The organism is Pseudoalteromonas sp. 1CM17D, from assembly GCF_023161805.1.
In the GTDB taxonomy this organism is placed as follows: Bacteria; Pseudomonadota; Gammaproteobacteria; order Enterobacterales; family Alteromonadaceae; genus Pseudoalteromonas; species Pseudoalteromonas atlantica.
The window spans coordinates 231944-245666 of the sequence record NZ_JALNTP010000005.1 but is presented as its reverse complement, the minus strand read 5'-3'; the positions used below and the strand labels follow the sequence as shown (position 1 = coordinate 245666).

At 43.2% G+C, this 13723-nt stretch carries 12 protein-coding genes; 10 read left to right on the top strand and 2 right to left on the bottom strand.

What is annotated here, in order from left to right:
- The first annotated feature begins 344 nt into the window (after nucleotides 1–344).
- From MSC25_RS11410 to MSC25_RS11400, 3 genes are all read left to right on the top strand, one after another.
- Nucleotides 345–1883, top strand: a complete 1539-nt coding sequence (locus MSC25_RS11410; protein ID WP_282448117.1) for a catalase — start codon at nucleotides 345–347, stop codon at nucleotides 1881–1883.
- Nucleotides 1884–1950: 67 nt separating this feature from the next.
- Entirely contained in the window at nucleotides 1951–2445 is a 495-nt protein-coding gene (locus tag MSC25_RS11405) for an ankyrin repeat domain-containing protein (RefSeq protein ID WP_248443471.1), read from the top strand.
- Between the two features lie 393 nt (nucleotides 2446–2838).
- Nucleotides 2839–3705 (top strand): alpha/beta fold hydrolase, encoded by an 867-nt coding sequence (locus MSC25_RS11400; RefSeq protein WP_248443470.1) that lies wholly within the window; start codon nucleotides 2839–2841, stop codon nucleotides 3703–3705.
- Between the two features lie 19 nt (nucleotides 3706–3724).
- Here the strand turns inward: MSC25_RS11400 and yddG are convergent, their stop codons facing one another.
- Entirely contained in the window at nucleotides 3725–4645 is a 921-nt protein-coding gene (yddG, locus tag MSC25_RS11395; RefSeq protein ID WP_248443492.1) for an aromatic amino acid DMT transporter YddG, read from the bottom strand.
- 175 nt (nucleotides 4646–4820) lie between these two features.
- On the opposite strand from yddG, the gene MSC25_RS11390 reads away from it, so the two are divergent.
- The 7 genes from MSC25_RS11390 to MSC25_RS11360 all read left to right on the top strand — a co-directional run bounded on the left by MSC25_RS11390 (nucleotide 4821) and on the right by MSC25_RS11360 (nucleotide 12441).
- A complete protein-coding gene (locus MSC25_RS11390) occupies nucleotides 4821–5474 on the top strand; it encodes a TetR/AcrR family transcriptional regulator (RefSeq protein WP_248443469.1) in 654 nt (217 codons plus the stop codon).
- Nucleotides 5475–5477: 3 nt separating this feature from the next.
- Complete coding sequence (locus MSC25_RS11385; protein ID WP_054981718.1) at nucleotides 5478–5960, top strand: putative 4-hydroxy-4-methyl-2-oxoglutarate aldolase; 483 nt, start codon at nucleotides 5478–5480, stop codon at nucleotides 5958–5960.
- A 346-nt stretch (nucleotides 5961–6306) separates the two neighbouring features.
- Nucleotides 6307–7515: an amidase family protein gene (locus MSC25_RS11380; protein WP_248443468.1), complete on the top strand. Its 1209-nt coding sequence runs from the start codon at nucleotides 6307–6309 to the stop codon at nucleotides 7513–7515.
- Nucleotides 7512–9086, top strand: a complete 1575-nt coding sequence (locus MSC25_RS11375; protein ID WP_248443467.1) for a gamma-glutamyltransferase — start codon at nucleotides 7512–7514, stop codon at nucleotides 9084–9086. Before MSC25_RS11380 ends, MSC25_RS11375 begins: the two co-directional genes overlap by 4 nt.
- On the top strand, nucleotides 9083–9907 hold the full coding sequence (locus MSC25_RS11370) for a sulfite exporter TauE/SafE family protein (RefSeq protein ID WP_248443466.1): 825 nt from the start codon (nucleotides 9083–9085) through the stop codon (nucleotides 9905–9907). The genes MSC25_RS11375 and MSC25_RS11370 overlap by 4 nt, the downstream gene beginning before the upstream one ends.
- A gap of 3 nt (nucleotides 9908–9910) precedes the next feature.
- Nucleotides 9911–11140 (top strand): alanine--glyoxylate aminotransferase family protein, encoded by a 1230-nt coding sequence (locus MSC25_RS11365; protein ID WP_004587084.1) that lies wholly within the window; start codon nucleotides 9911–9913, stop codon nucleotides 11138–11140.
- Nucleotides 11141–11154: 14 nt separating this feature from the next.
- Nucleotides 11155–12441 (top strand): allantoate amidohydrolase, encoded by a 1287-nt coding sequence (locus MSC25_RS11360; RefSeq protein WP_248443465.1) that lies wholly within the window; start codon nucleotides 11155–11157, stop codon nucleotides 12439–12441.
- A 110-nt stretch (nucleotides 12442–12551) separates the two neighbouring features.
- On the opposite strand, the gene MSC25_RS11355 is transcribed toward MSC25_RS11360, so the two are convergent.
- Nucleotides 12552–13103 (bottom strand): YrbL family protein, encoded by a 552-nt coding sequence (locus tag MSC25_RS11355; RefSeq protein WP_064387085.1) that lies wholly within the window; start codon nucleotides 13101–13103, stop codon nucleotides 12552–12554.
- Nucleotides 13104–13723: the final 620 nt, after the last annotated feature.

The following is a 13723-nucleotide window of genomic DNA, read 5'->3' as shown; positions in this document are numbered from 1 at the left end:
GCAACCTTAACTTGAGCATAAGCCCAGCAAGTGAGCATATTCTCTTTATTGTTATAATAAGTCAACATCTTGTTAGTGAAAAACGCACCACAGTGGTGAATATTTATTCATTAAATATGAAATTGTCTGTATTTTCATTGATTTCAAAATTGCAATTACGACTAAGGTCGAACATTACAAAACCGCTATTTAGAAAATAGAAGGCAGCACGCAAACAACAATCTAAATTTGTGATTACTCCAATCTAAACAATCAATTTTACCGAACTCACTTTTGTTAATACACTCGTTAACAGTTAAACAGCCAGCAACACTGCCGGCACTTTTATACAGATGAGGTCGACAATGAATACTCAAAAAAACACGATTAATAATAAATCTACGTTAACGCTAAGCGCATTAGCTTTAGCAATGGCATTACCTGCAAGTGCCGCAACTACCCTTACTAAAGACAACGGCGCAGCTGTTGGCGACAACCAAAACTCTATTACCGCAGGTGAGCGCGGAAGTGTATTACTTGAAGACGTACACCTAATTCAAAAGCTACAGCGTTTTGCACGTGAGCGTATTCCTGAGCGTGTAGTGCATGCGCGTGGTACAGGTGCACACGGTGTGTTTGTAGCGTCTAAAGAATTAGATGACTTAACAATTGCTGCACCGTTTACAGAAGCGGGCAAAGAAACTGACGTATTTGTACGTTTTTCATCAGTAATTCACTCAAAAGGTAGCCCAGAAACACTGCGTGACCCACGTGGTTTTGCTACTAAGTTTTACACCGACCAAGGTAACTGGGATTTAGTAGGTAACAACTTACCGGTATTCTTTATTCGCGATGCGATTAAATTTCCAGACATGGTTCACTCGTTAAAGCCATCACCGGTAGATAACATTCAAGATCCTAACCGCTTTTTTGACTTTTTCTCATACGAGCCAGGTTCTACTCACATGTTAACGTGGGTATACAGCGACTACGGTACACCAGCAAGCCTACGTAAAATGGACGGCTGGGGCGTACATGCTTACAAAATGATTAATAAGTCAGGCGATGTTAAATACGTTAAGTTTCATTGGGTAAGCCAACAAGGTATAGACAACCTTGATGCTAAAGAAGTAAACGAAGTGCAAGGTAAAGACTTCCAACACTTAACACGCGACCTATACAGCGAGATTGGTAAAGGCAACTTCCCTAAGTGGGATCTATACATTAAAACCCTTGATCCGTCGCAGTTAGATGACTTTGACTACAACCCATTAGATGCAACAAAAATGTGGTTAGACGTTAAAGAAACTAAAGTAGGCACCATGACCCTAAACCGTATGCCAACTAACTTCTTCCAATCTACAGAACAAGTTGCAATGGCACCGGCAAATGTAATTCCGGGTATTGAGCCATCTGAAGACAGACTATTACAAGGGCGTGTTTTCTCTTATGCCGATACGCAAATGTACCGCTTAGGTGCTAACCACCAGCAATTGCCAATTAACCGTGCAAAAGTTGAAGTGGTTAACTACAACCAAGACGGTGCAATGAACTACGGTAATACAACAAGTAACGTGAACTACCAACCAAGTCACGAAAACGTTGCAGAAAACCCAATTGCACGCAGAAGTAACACAGAGCTTAAAGGCTACGTACAACAAGCAGCAATTAAAAAGCAGCAAAACTTTGCTCAAGCGGGTGTACTTTACCGCAGCTTTAGCAAGCAAGAGCGCACTAACTTAGTTAACAACTTAGCCGGCGATTTAGGCAAAGTGAAAGACAGCAAAGTTATGCACAAAATGCTTAGTCACTTCTACAAAGCAGATAGCGAATACGGTACACGCTTAACTAACGCTGTAAACGGCGACATGAAACAAGTTAAGCAACTAGCCGCTAAGCTTTAATATTTTACCCAACCTGTAAGTTATTGAGGAAAGCCTAGCTTTCCTCTTTTTTAAAAAGGTAAACAGTATGCGTAAATTACTTATTATATTTACTTTAGTGATGAGCTTTTCAAGCTTTGCCAATGAGCCACAAAGCCCTGTAACGGAACAAAGCACCACCCAGTCGCAATACGACAGCTTACTTGCTTATTACTTTGCAGCCGCACGCACCGACGACACCGCCGTAATAACGCAATTTGTAGATGCTGGCATTCCTATTAATAGTTACAACAACAAAGGTTACACCGCGCTAATGATTGCCACCTACCACGGCAATAAAAATACGGTAAACACCTTATTGCAATTAGGCGCTAATGCCTGCCTTGAAGACAACCGCGGTAACACAGCCCTAATGGCCGCCATATTTAGAGGCGAATTTAGTATAGCTAAAACACTTGTAGGCCTTGATTGCGACAACGCACATCAAAACAAAGCCGGTCAAACAGCCGAGCAATTTGCACAAAAATTTGGCCAACAAAAAGTGCTCGACTTATTAGCACAGGTAAACAGTAAATCTAATTAACCAACTTTTAATATACCCATTAGCCCGTTATTGTTAGTGACAATAAGGCTACATTAGCAGCCAATAACAAGGCTCTAGCAAAATAAGTAGTACCCTTGAATTATTTAAACCTTCCTCTCGCCCCATTTCATCTGGGGCGTGGTTTAATACCAACGCCAATAAATAGCTGATCTATTTTACTTGCTAAATCAACGCATTTTTTTGTTGTAATTTTCGTCGAGGGAACAACCATTTACATCAATTTACGCCTAGGACTGAATTGTTTATTCGACGTAAAATTTAAAACACATACTTAATGGGGTTGGTATAAACAACGCACTCCCCTCTTGCCGAGACTGGTCTAACCAGCTATTATTTTTACCTGTGTACTTTATATGGGAAATAATAATTCTAATGACCGCACCACACTTTGAGCACACCACTATTACCTGCAATAATAGGCAAACCCTAAGCGCCCGTGTATTTACACCCACCAGCCCTATTAAAGGTGCGGTGATGATTGCCCCTGCAACCGGTATAAAGCAGCAGTTTTATGCAAACTTTGCTACTTACTTACAGCAACATGGCTATGGCGTTATTACGTTTGATAACAGTGGCATTGGCCAATCGCTTAACCGTAGTATTAAAAAAAGCAAAGCCAGTTTACAAAGTTGGGGTGAGCAAGACATGCCTGCGGTGCTTGAGCATTTGCAAAGGGTATTTCCTAATACGCAGTATCATCTAGTGGGTCATAGCGCCGGCGGGCAATTAGTGGGGCTAATGCATAACGCTAACGAGCTAAGCTCCGCGTTTAATTTTGCTTGCTCGTCGGGTAAATTAACTAATATGAGCTTAGCGTATCAGGTTAAAGCGCACTTTTTTATGAATGGGGTTATACCCTTTAGTAATGCCTTGTTTGGTCATACTAAATCGCAGTGGTTTGGCATGGGCGAGCCCCTACCTAAAGGCGTAGCTAAACAATGGCGAAAATGGTGTAACGCCCAAGGGTATGTGCAATCAGCATTTGGTGATACCGTATTCCAACACTGTTACAACACGCTTTCTATGCCCTCAATATGGGTTAATGCCACCGATGACGATATTGCTAACAATGCAAATGTTGCCGATATGCTCTCGGTTTTTCCTAAGTTAAAAGCACAAACCCTAACCTTAAACCCACACGACTATGGTTTGAAGGAAATTGGCCATATGAAATTTTTTAGCAAAAAATCTGACGGATTATGGCCACTTGCGCTTAACTGGCTAAACAAACACAGTTAAAAAGGATGCGTTTACACCGTTAATTTACGGCGTTAATTTGCTTTTTAACTGGTTTCTCACGCGTTACCAAATAGCACACGAGTGAGCCGCCAGTTACCATTATTACTCCTTGCCAAAATGTGGCACTAAGGGTAATAGACAAATAAAGCGCCGAAATAATCGCCGAAAAAACCGGCGTAAAATACGAAAGCGTACCAAGCAACATTAAGTTACCGCCAATAATAGCTTGGTTCCAAAGAGCATACCCGCTGCCAACAACCACACCAGCTAACACAAGCGTTACGGTCGCGTGCAGTGTAAAGGTCATTTTTGGCTCGTCACTTAATCCATACAACACCCATAAGCTTAGTGCTGTGGCGATAAAAAACAGCACAATGGCATTTTGCCCATTGCTATTTTTTTGAGTAATTACACAGTAAACAGACCAAATAAAAGGTGCTACAAACGCCAACAAGTAGGCCGTTGGGTTACTGGCAAAATTGCCCATAATACTATTAAGTGATAACCCACTATCGCCACCAACGCACCAAGCCACACCAAAAAAAGCGAGTAGCATACCGGGGTAAATCCAAACACTTACTTTACTACGGTTAACTAGAATACTGAGCAAAATGGTAAGTGTGGGCCATAAATAATTTATAACTGCCATTTCTACCGCTTGGTGGCGATTATTAGCAAGCCCTACAAACAGCGCTAAACACACCTCGTAAAGTGCAAATAAAGCAGTGCCCAAAATAATATAACGCTTATTAAACCCAGCAAACTTGGGCCGCCCCATTACCAAAATTAAAAACAGCGCGCTTACACTGTACATAAGTGCCGCCCCACCTATGGGGCCAAATAACTCCGAAACATCCCTGAGCAGAGCCACTAAACAACTCCATAATAAAATAGCGGCAATGCCATAAAGCGTGTATTTATGATTAGAAAAAAAGTCCATTAACAACCTAAAAGTACTACTTACGTTTGACGTTACGCTAACAGTAATTAATGGGTTAAACAATTGTTGCTCATCATTTATTGTTATAAAGATGTTTTTGGCCTGCACTTAAGTGTTTGACCTTTTGGTCAGTAAAGTTACAATCATTCAACACGTTAAAAACAGCATCGCCATAATGAGCACACAAACAAAGCCAAATAAAAAAGAACTCACCCGAGTAAAAAACCAAACATTAATACTCGATGCCGCCGAGCAATTGTTTTCTCAGCTTGGTTACGATGGCACCAGTATGAGTATGGTTGCCAAAGAAGCAGGCGTTCCTAAGGCCAATATTTTATATTATTTTAAAAGCAAAGACGGCCTATACGAAAACGTAATAGACCGCATTATTGCACACTGGAACTTAGGCTTAGATAACGTAACCCCTGAGGACGACCCTGCACATGTGCTGTATCACTATATTAAAAGCAAAGTCATACTTGCCATAAATCAGCCGCTGCAATCACGTTTATTTGCCAGTGAAATACTGCGCGGCGCTCCTTATTTGCAAAACTACTTTAGAACCAACACACGCCCGTGGGTAAAACAAAAGGTAGACGTGTTTCAGGCCTGGATAGATGCAAACAAAATGGATAATGTTGACCCTTACCATTTATTATTTACCATTTGGTCAACTACGCAGTACTACGCCGATTTTCAGGCCGAAGTGCTACTGGTAATGAACAAATTAGAATACGACGAAACCGATGTGGCACAAATAACGCAATCAACTGCCCACATAATTTTAAAAGGTATTGGTTTAAAAATACCTGAGCACAGTGAGGCTTAACCCATGGATAATTTTACCACCCCAGACTTATTTGACGATCACCGCAATAGCGTACAAGTCGCCGACAGCGGCCTGCGCCACTTTGGAAAAAAAACCACGTTTAGTGGCCAAGCAGTTACCGTTACCTGCCCAGACGATAACTCGTTTGCCGCCGACATACTGCATGAAAACGGCAAGGGTAAAGTACTGGTTATTGACGGCTTTGCTAGCAAACGCTTTGCTTTTATAGGCGATATTATGGCGGAGCGCGCGTTAAAAAACGGCTGGGAAGGCGTGATTATTAACGGCTGTTGCCGCGACATTGAAATACTTGCCACAATGGATTTACCGGTTATGGCACTGGGCTCAACCCCGCGCAGTACATTAAAGCGTGGCTTTGGAGATAAAAACCAAACAGTGACCATGCTTAGTACCACAATTAACCCTAACGATTGGCTATACGCCGATGTAAATGGCTTAATTATTAGCCCTAACGCATTACTATAAACGCCATATTTGCAACCAAGTTGGTGCAATCACGCACCAACTTGGTGTGTTTTCACCTCTAAATTACGCCTTCTTTAATACTTATATTTTTATAAATATCTGCTAAACCCTATACAAACCAAATAAAACCTGACCGAGCGGACAACTTTATTGCATTTGGCATTGCTTTTGCTTAGCTTTTAGGCAATATAATAGCTAACCGATTAAAAAGCGGATCAGGCTCTGTAAAATAAAAATAAGATGTTACGCAGTGGGCTGAAAAATAATAATAACTAATTCGTCTTTTTAATCACTCTAAATCTGATTATAACCAGTTGGTCAGATTTACTTTATTACGAGTGGTGATATGAGTACCAAAACACATAATAATTTTACCGGTATTTTTTGTGACCATGGCCCTAACGCATGGCAAACACAAACCCACGGCACACTTGTAAATAAACGCCTTGCGGTAAAAGATGTATTTGCTGTTAAAGGCGAGCGCAACAGCGCAGGTAACCCAAGCTGGTTTAAAGCAGCAAAACCTGCACAGCAAACAGCAAGTGCCGTAAACAAACTAATGAATGAGGGTTGTCGCTTCACAGGCTTTACCCATACCGATGAGCTGGCCTACAGCTTAGAGGGCAATAACATTCACTATGGTGCAGCACAAAACCCAAAACTTAAAGGCCATGCAAGTGGCGGCTCAAGCATGGGCTCGGCAGCAGCTGTGGCGGCTAAACTAGCCGATATTGGCTTAGGCACTGATACTGGTGGCTCTATAAGGATACCGGCAAGTTATTGTGGCTTATTTGGTATAAGGCCAAGCCATAACGTAATTGAAAAAGATGGCCTAATACCGCTAGCGCCTCAATTTGATACCATTGGCTGGCTTACGCAAAATGCAGAGCTGCTAAGCGATGTAGGCAATGTACTGTTACCAAATCAAGCTATTAATAACGTTGATACTTTAGTTAATTGCGAGCCATTATTTGAGCTGGTTGACCCTGTTTTACAAGCCCCACTTAAACAATTGCTTGAAAAAACCAAACCTTATTTTAAACACCATAAAGAATTTGAACTGCCTAACAGCAGCTTATTAAGCGAACTGGCTGACAGCTTTAGAATACTGCAAGGGCGAGCAATCGCAAAAACGCATAAAGATTGGCTTCAATTGCCAGGGCAACTTCCCCAGTTTGCTCCGGCAATTGCGGCACGTTTTAACATGGCGCTTGCCCTAACCGCCCAAGAAGAGCAAGAAGCACTAAATGTACAAACCCAGTGGCAAACACTAATCGCTAAAAACCTAAACACAAACAGCTGTTTATTTTTGCCAACCACACCCACAACTGCACCTAAATTGGGCGCCGACACAAGCGCCTTACGTATGCAAATAATTACCTTATCGGCCATTGCGGGCTTGAGCCGCTCGGCGCAAGTACACTTACCATTGGCTAATTTAGAAAATGGCCACCCGTATGGGTTTTCATTAATGATGAGCCACGGCAACGATAAAAGCCTACTTGCCTGCGTACAACAATTAGCTGCCCACTTTAAACAGGACACACTTGCATGAGCACACACAACATTGCCTTTACTGCCCCGCATTTTGCAGCAACCGAGGCAGGCACCTTAATACTAAAACAAGGCGGTACAGCCACCGAAGCCATGGTAGCGGCAGCGGCTGCGATTAGCGTGGTATATCCGCATATGAACTCAATTGGCGGCGACAGTTTTTGGCTTATTGATAACCCAAACCAAAGTATACCCACTGCCATTGATGCCTGCGGGCGCGCTCCAAACGATATAAGCGCCTACAGCAATGAGCCACACATACCAGAGCGCGGCGGTTTAAGCGCGCTTACTCAGGCTGCAACACTTCGCGGCTGGCAAAAAGCCCTTGCGGTAGATGAGCACGCAGCTCTTTCGCTAAGTACTATTTTAGCCCCAGCCATAAAGCTCGCGCGCGAAGGCTTTACAGTATCTAAAAGCTTGCAAGCAGGCTGCGAAAAGCTTGCCACCGCTTCAAACACTAACGCTGCCTTTAAAGAACTTTACATACCTAATGGTAAACCGTTGCAAGCGGGCCAACATTTTAAAAACCCAAAACTTGCCAGTACCTTTGAGCACTTAGCCGAGCATGGCTTAAACGCCTTTTACCAAGGCCCTTTAGCAGAGTCGTTTGCAAACGATTTAGCTGCCGCAGGCAGTACAATTACACGCGCTGATATTGCCAATACCCAGGCCGATTTAGTAACGCCGCTCAGTGCTAATTTATCGGGAATACAGTGTTATAACTTACCCGCCCCCACGCAAGGCGTGCATTCTCTGCAAATAATTGGCGCTGTTAATAAACTAAAACATTTAGCTAAAACAGAGGCTGATTGGATGCACTTAATTGTTGAGGCAACCAAACAAAGCTTTACTCACCGCCCTACACTTTGGGCCGACCCAGACGCGCTTGGCGATGATTATAAAAACGCACTAAATGATGAGCGCTTAAATGCGCTTGCCAGCAATATAGATATGAGCCAAGCCAAGCAATGGCCATTTAATGCAGAGCCAGGCGATACCGTTTGGATGGCCGCACGGGATAAAAACGGCCAACTAGTAAGCTTTATTCAAAGTGTTTACTGGGAATTTGGCAGCGGCATTTTGATGAGCGAAGGCGGCTTTGTGTGGAATAACCGCGGTTTAAGTTTTAGTTTAAATAGCAACGATGCCAATGCCTTAAAAGCGCATAAAAAACCGGCTCATACACTCAACCCTGCTTTAGCAAAATTTGACGATGGTAGGCGCCTTGCCTACGGCACCATGGGCGGCGAAGGCCAACCACAAACACAAGCTGCTGTATTTAGTGGTTACGCATGGCGTAATAAATCAATTACCCAAGCAGTAAGCGATCCGCGTTGGTTATTAGGGCGCACCTGGGGCGATACAAGCACAAATTTAAAGGTAGAGCAAAGCTTAGTAATTCAAGTTAAACATGAATTAAATCAACGTGACCACGACTGGGTAAGCGTTGATAATAACAATGAAATGATGGGTCATGCAGGTGCCATTTTAGATACGCCTACCAGCCTTGAAGCAGCCACCGATCCTCGTTCAGATGGTCGCGCAACAGTAACTACAGCAGGAACACAATGACAGAAATAATAAATCAATGGCCAATTATAGCGGCCTTAATAGCAACCGGTATTTTTGCAGGTATTTTAGCAGGCCTATTTGGTGTAGGCGGCGGCATAGTAATTGTGCCTGTGCTGTACTTTTTACTGCAAGGCTTTGGCGTAAGCCCTGAGTCGGCCATGATGATAGCCACAGCGACATCGCTTGCCACCATAGTGCCTACTTCTATTTCGTCGATTCGCTCGCACCATGCCAAGGGCAATATCGACCTTGCTTTAATTAAATACTGGGCCCCGTTTATTTTGGTAATGGCCGTGATATGTAGCTACTTAGCTCATTCTATACGCGGTAATGCGTTGGTACTTATGTTTGCCTGTATTGCCATTTTAGTAAGTTTAAACATGTTATTTAGAGCCGGCGCGCCTGCCCTAGTTAGTAATTTACCAGGTAAATTTGGCCAAGGCATTATGGCAAGTATTGTCGGTGGTTTATCGGTAATGATTGGCATAGGTGGCGGTACTATTGGCGTACCCATACTAAACGCGTTTAATGTACGTGCTCATGTTGCCGTTGGCACCGCTGCTGTATTTGGCTTATTAATCGCGTTACCGGGCGTTATTACTTTATTAAGTATTGGTACTACACCCACCGATGCGCCGCTTGGCACGTGGGGCCTTGTAAACCTACCTGCTTTTATACTTATTATTCCGCTTACTATTTTGTTTGCCCCTATTGGCGTAAAAATTGGTAGCAAGCTAGATCAAAAACAATTAAAACGCGCCTTTGCCGTTGTATTAATGATAACGGGCATTCGTATGCTTATTCAGACTCTGGGAGCCTAAAACATGTTTAGCGACACGCAAATTCAAACTTTAAATCCGCCACAGCGATTACTCATGGGCCCAGGCCCAATAAACGCAGATCCACGCGTGCTACGTGCTATGTCGGCGCAGCTAATTGGCCAATACGACCCAGTAATGACCGGTTTTATGAACGAAACCATGGCCCGCTATCGCGAAATTTTTAAAACCAAAAACGAATGGACCATGTTAGTTGATGGTACATCGCGCGCAGGCATAGAAGCCGTTTTATGCTCTATTTTACGCCCAGGCGATAAAGTACTGGTGCCCATTATGGGCCGCTTTGGCCACTTGCTTGCTGAAATAGCCGAGCGCGTAGGCGCAAAAGTACACACCATAGAAGTTCCGTGGGGCGAGGTATTTACCCCCGAACAAATAGAAAAAGCCATTGTTGATGTAAAACCCCATGTACTTGCTATGGTACAGGGCGATACCTCTACAACCATGAACCAACCCCTTGAACACATTGGCGATATTTGCCAAAAACACGACGTATTATTTTACTGCGATGCCACCGCATCGATTGTAGGTAACGATTTACCCGCCGATGAGTGGAAACTCGATGCGCTTTCGGTTGGTTTGCAAAAATGTTTAGGTGGCCCGTCTGGCTCTGCCCCTTTAACACTGAGCGATAAATGCGCCGATTGGATCCAAAAACGCAAAAAAGTAGAAGCGGGTATTCGTACCGCGCAGCATACCGACGGCACCGAGCCATTTGTACGCTCAAACTATTTTGATTTAGGCATGATCATGAATTACTGGGGCGAAGAGCGCCTTAACCACCACACCGAAGCCACCAGCATGCTGTATTGCGCATCAGAATGTGCTCGCATTGTTATTGAAGAAGGCGTAGATAACTGCGTTGCCCGCCACAAGTTACACGGCGATGCCATGCTAACGGGTATTCAAGCGCTGGGCTTAAACGTATTTGGCGACTTAAACCATAAAATGAACAACGTAGTGGGTGTTTATATACCCGAGGGCATTAATGCTGACCACGTACGCGGACAAATGCTAACCGACTTTGGTATTGAAATAGGCACCTCGTTTGGCCCGCTGCATGGCAAAATTTGGCGTATTGGCACCATGGGTTACAACGCCCGTAAAGATGCCGTATTACAAACATTGGCAAGCCTAGATGCCTGCTTACACGCCAACGGCTATAAAGGCCCTAAAGGCGAAGCCGCTATTGCCGCCCTAGCCCATTATAAATAAAAAAAGGATTTAGCATGACGATTGCAAGCCCCCTCCATGAGCCATTATTAAACAGTGAGCTGGCTAATAAATTTGCCGCGCGCGCGTTATTGCGCTGTAAAACGCTCAGTGGCCTATCGCAAATGCAAGGTGGCATTCACCGTGTGTATTTATCTAAAGAGCACAAAGAGTGTAACCGTGTAACTGCAACGTGGATGGCTGAGGCGGGCATGCAATCGTGGCAAGACGAAGTCGGCAATTTATGGGGGCGCTTAGCATCATCTAACCCAAACGCTAAACGTTTAATTATTGGCTCACACCTAGACACCGTACCAAACGCCGGTGCATTTGATGGTATTTTAGGGGTATTACTAGGTATTGAAGTAGCCGCCCTTGCACACACGCTTAAGCTTGATTTACCATTTCATTTAGATGTAGTGGGCTTTTGTGATGAAGAAGGCACTCGCTTTGCCACCACGTTAATTGGCTCAAAAGCACTGGCGAACGAGTTTGACCCCCAGTGGTTAAATATACAAGATACAAACGGCATTAGTATGCGCCAAGCCATGCTTGATTTTGGCCTAACCCCTGATGATTACGCTAAAGCCGCCCTTAACAAAAACGAATTACTCGGTTATTGGGAAACCCACATAGAGCAAGGCCCAGTGCTTGAATCGGTAAACCAGGCGCTAGGCGTAGTAACCGCTATTGCTGGCGCCAAACGCGCTATGATCACCCTAACAGGCCAAAGCGGCCATGCAGGCACTACACCAATGAACTTACGCCAAGATTCGTTAGTTGGCTGCGCCGAGCTTACCCTTGCCATAGAGCAGCTAGCAAAAAACGCGAGTAATGGTGAAGTAGCCACCGTAGGGCAAATTCATGCTCGCCCAGGCGCTACAAATGTTATTGCCGGTAAAACGACTATAAGCCTAGATGCACGCGCACAAAATGATGCCGACCTAGCAGTATTACTTAATGCAATACATACCCGCGCCGATCAAATTGCAACATCGCGTAATTTAACGCTTGATTGGCAATGGACACATGCGGCCGACGCCGTAGCGTGCGACACTCAAATTCAGCAATTGTTTAGCAGTGCCTGTAAATTGAATAACCAAGCCTCGCCTTCACTTGCCTCTGGCGCTGGGCACGATGCCATGGCTATTGCCCCTATTTGCCCTGTGGGCATGCTATTTATACGCAGCCCAGGCGGGATAAGCCATCACCCCGCAGAAGCTGTTATTGATGAGGATGTAACAAAAGCCCTTAGCGTAATGTACAGCGCACTCATGCTGTATGTAAAAGAGTTAGAAAAGTAACTAACGGTTATTAAGCGCAGGGTAGGTTATGTGCTGTTAGCTTAGCCCTGCGTATTAAACGAGGCTGTGGTTATTAATTAAAGCCAGTATTTAAAGTCGGTGTTTAAAACTTAATTAAGGCTTAAACCAAGCTCATTTAAACTCGCTTCAAAGCGCTGCCATTTTCTATTTATTTTACGCTTAGCCGATGAGCTCACGTAATTACTAATAGGAAAAAACTCAGTATTACCAATATCATCAACAACAACACACCGCTCAATGGTGCCGTTATTATTAACACACGCTATATTGCGTGGTTTTATTTCTTTGGTGATCACTAAATTGTGTAATAAATAATCTTTTAAATTTAATAGTGGCTCAGCTAATGCTTCACTATTTGGCTGATTTAAATAATATTCCAGCGTTTTAGCCGGCTGATTATTTGCATCAATCACTAAATCAAACACATACCCTGTGCCAATATTGGTGTGTACCGTACCATGGTATCGCGCTAACAACTGCCACTGAATATTTCGGTTACTAAGTCGCTTATAATAAGCCAGCTCTTGGTCTTGCTCCTGCGAAAACCCTTCATGGCTTACTTTTATACATAAATTATGTGCCTCAGGGTGCCTGTAACACGTTCTATGCGCCCCTTTACCTACAATTAAATCGTCGTTCAATGAGATCAAACCAATTTTCGTCCTAACGTAAATTTACAAATACCAATTCGCTTAATTAAGTAACCTGTTTTGAGGATTGGTATAAAACGAGGTAAATAACACGCCTTAAATTGCACGCTTAGTATTTACATCTATTAATGCAGCTTTTATTACTATGTCAGTAATAAAGTAGGCACATTCGTTAAATAAGCCGGCCATTTTAACTATAAATTAGGGTTTATCAAGGTAAATTAAGAAAGCAGTGGGTATACAAGCGACTAAAATAGCCTTACGAAATAAGTATCACACTAGGCTGGGTTATAATTAAATAAACCAAAAGTGTATGCAGCCATACATTTGTTAATTAGCGCGCTTCGACCTAATAATAAGCATTCATAATTAGCTTAATAAAAAACGAATACGTATACTTTGATATTTTGGGAATGGAGACCATAGGATGTTAAAAAACATTTTATTTTTAATAGGTTGCATACTAATAACTATTGCAGCATGGCTTGTTTTTCAAGCTTTTGGTCAACAAACTTTTTCAATAATGCTAATAATTTCTGCTGTAGTAATTATCAAAATTGGCTGGACTAAACTTAAGCATCGAAAGTAATCTCTCGTCTATTTCGCCATTC

Bases quoted from the DNA above. Each gene is read 5' to 3' on its own strand.
- MSC25_RS11370 (WP_248443466.1), top strand. From the start codon at position 9,083: ATGACAGAAATAATAAATCAATGGCCAATTATAGCGGCCTTAATAGCA.
- MSC25_RS11385 (WP_054981718.1), top strand. From the start codon at position 5,478: ATGGATAATTTTACCACCCCAGACTTATTTGACGATCACCGCAATAGC.
- MSC25_RS11405 (WP_248443471.1), top strand. From the start codon at position 1,951: ATGCGTAAATTACTTATTATATTTACTTTAGTGATGAGCTTTTCAAGC.
- MSC25_RS11375 (WP_248443467.1), top strand. From the start codon at position 7,512: ATGAGCACACACAACATTGCCTTTACTGCCCCGCATTTTGCAGCAACC.
- MSC25_RS11400 (WP_248443470.1), top strand. From the start codon at position 2,839: ATGACCGCACCACACTTTGAGCACACCACTATTACCTGCAATAATAGG.
- MSC25_RS11390 (WP_248443469.1), top strand. From the start codon at position 4,821: ATGAGCACACAAACAAAGCCAAATAAAAAAGAACTCACCCGAGTAAAA.
- MSC25_RS11360 (WP_248443465.1), top strand. From the start codon at position 11,155: ATGACGATTGCAAGCCCCCTCCATGAGCCATTATTAAACAGTGAGCTG.
- MSC25_RS11410 (WP_282448117.1), top strand. From the start codon at position 345: ATGAATACTCAAAAAAACACGATTAATAATAAATCTACGTTAACGCTA.
- MSC25_RS11365 (WP_004587084.1), top strand. From the start codon at position 9,911: ATGTTTAGCGACACGCAAATTCAAACTTTAAATCCGCCACAGCGATTA.
- MSC25_RS11380 (WP_248443468.1), top strand. From the start codon at position 6,307: ATGAGTACCAAAACACATAATAATTTTACCGGTATTTTTTGTGACCAT.
- yddG (WP_248443492.1), bottom strand. From the start codon at position 4,645: ATGGACTTTTTTTCTAATCATAAATACACGCTTTATGGCATTGCCGCT.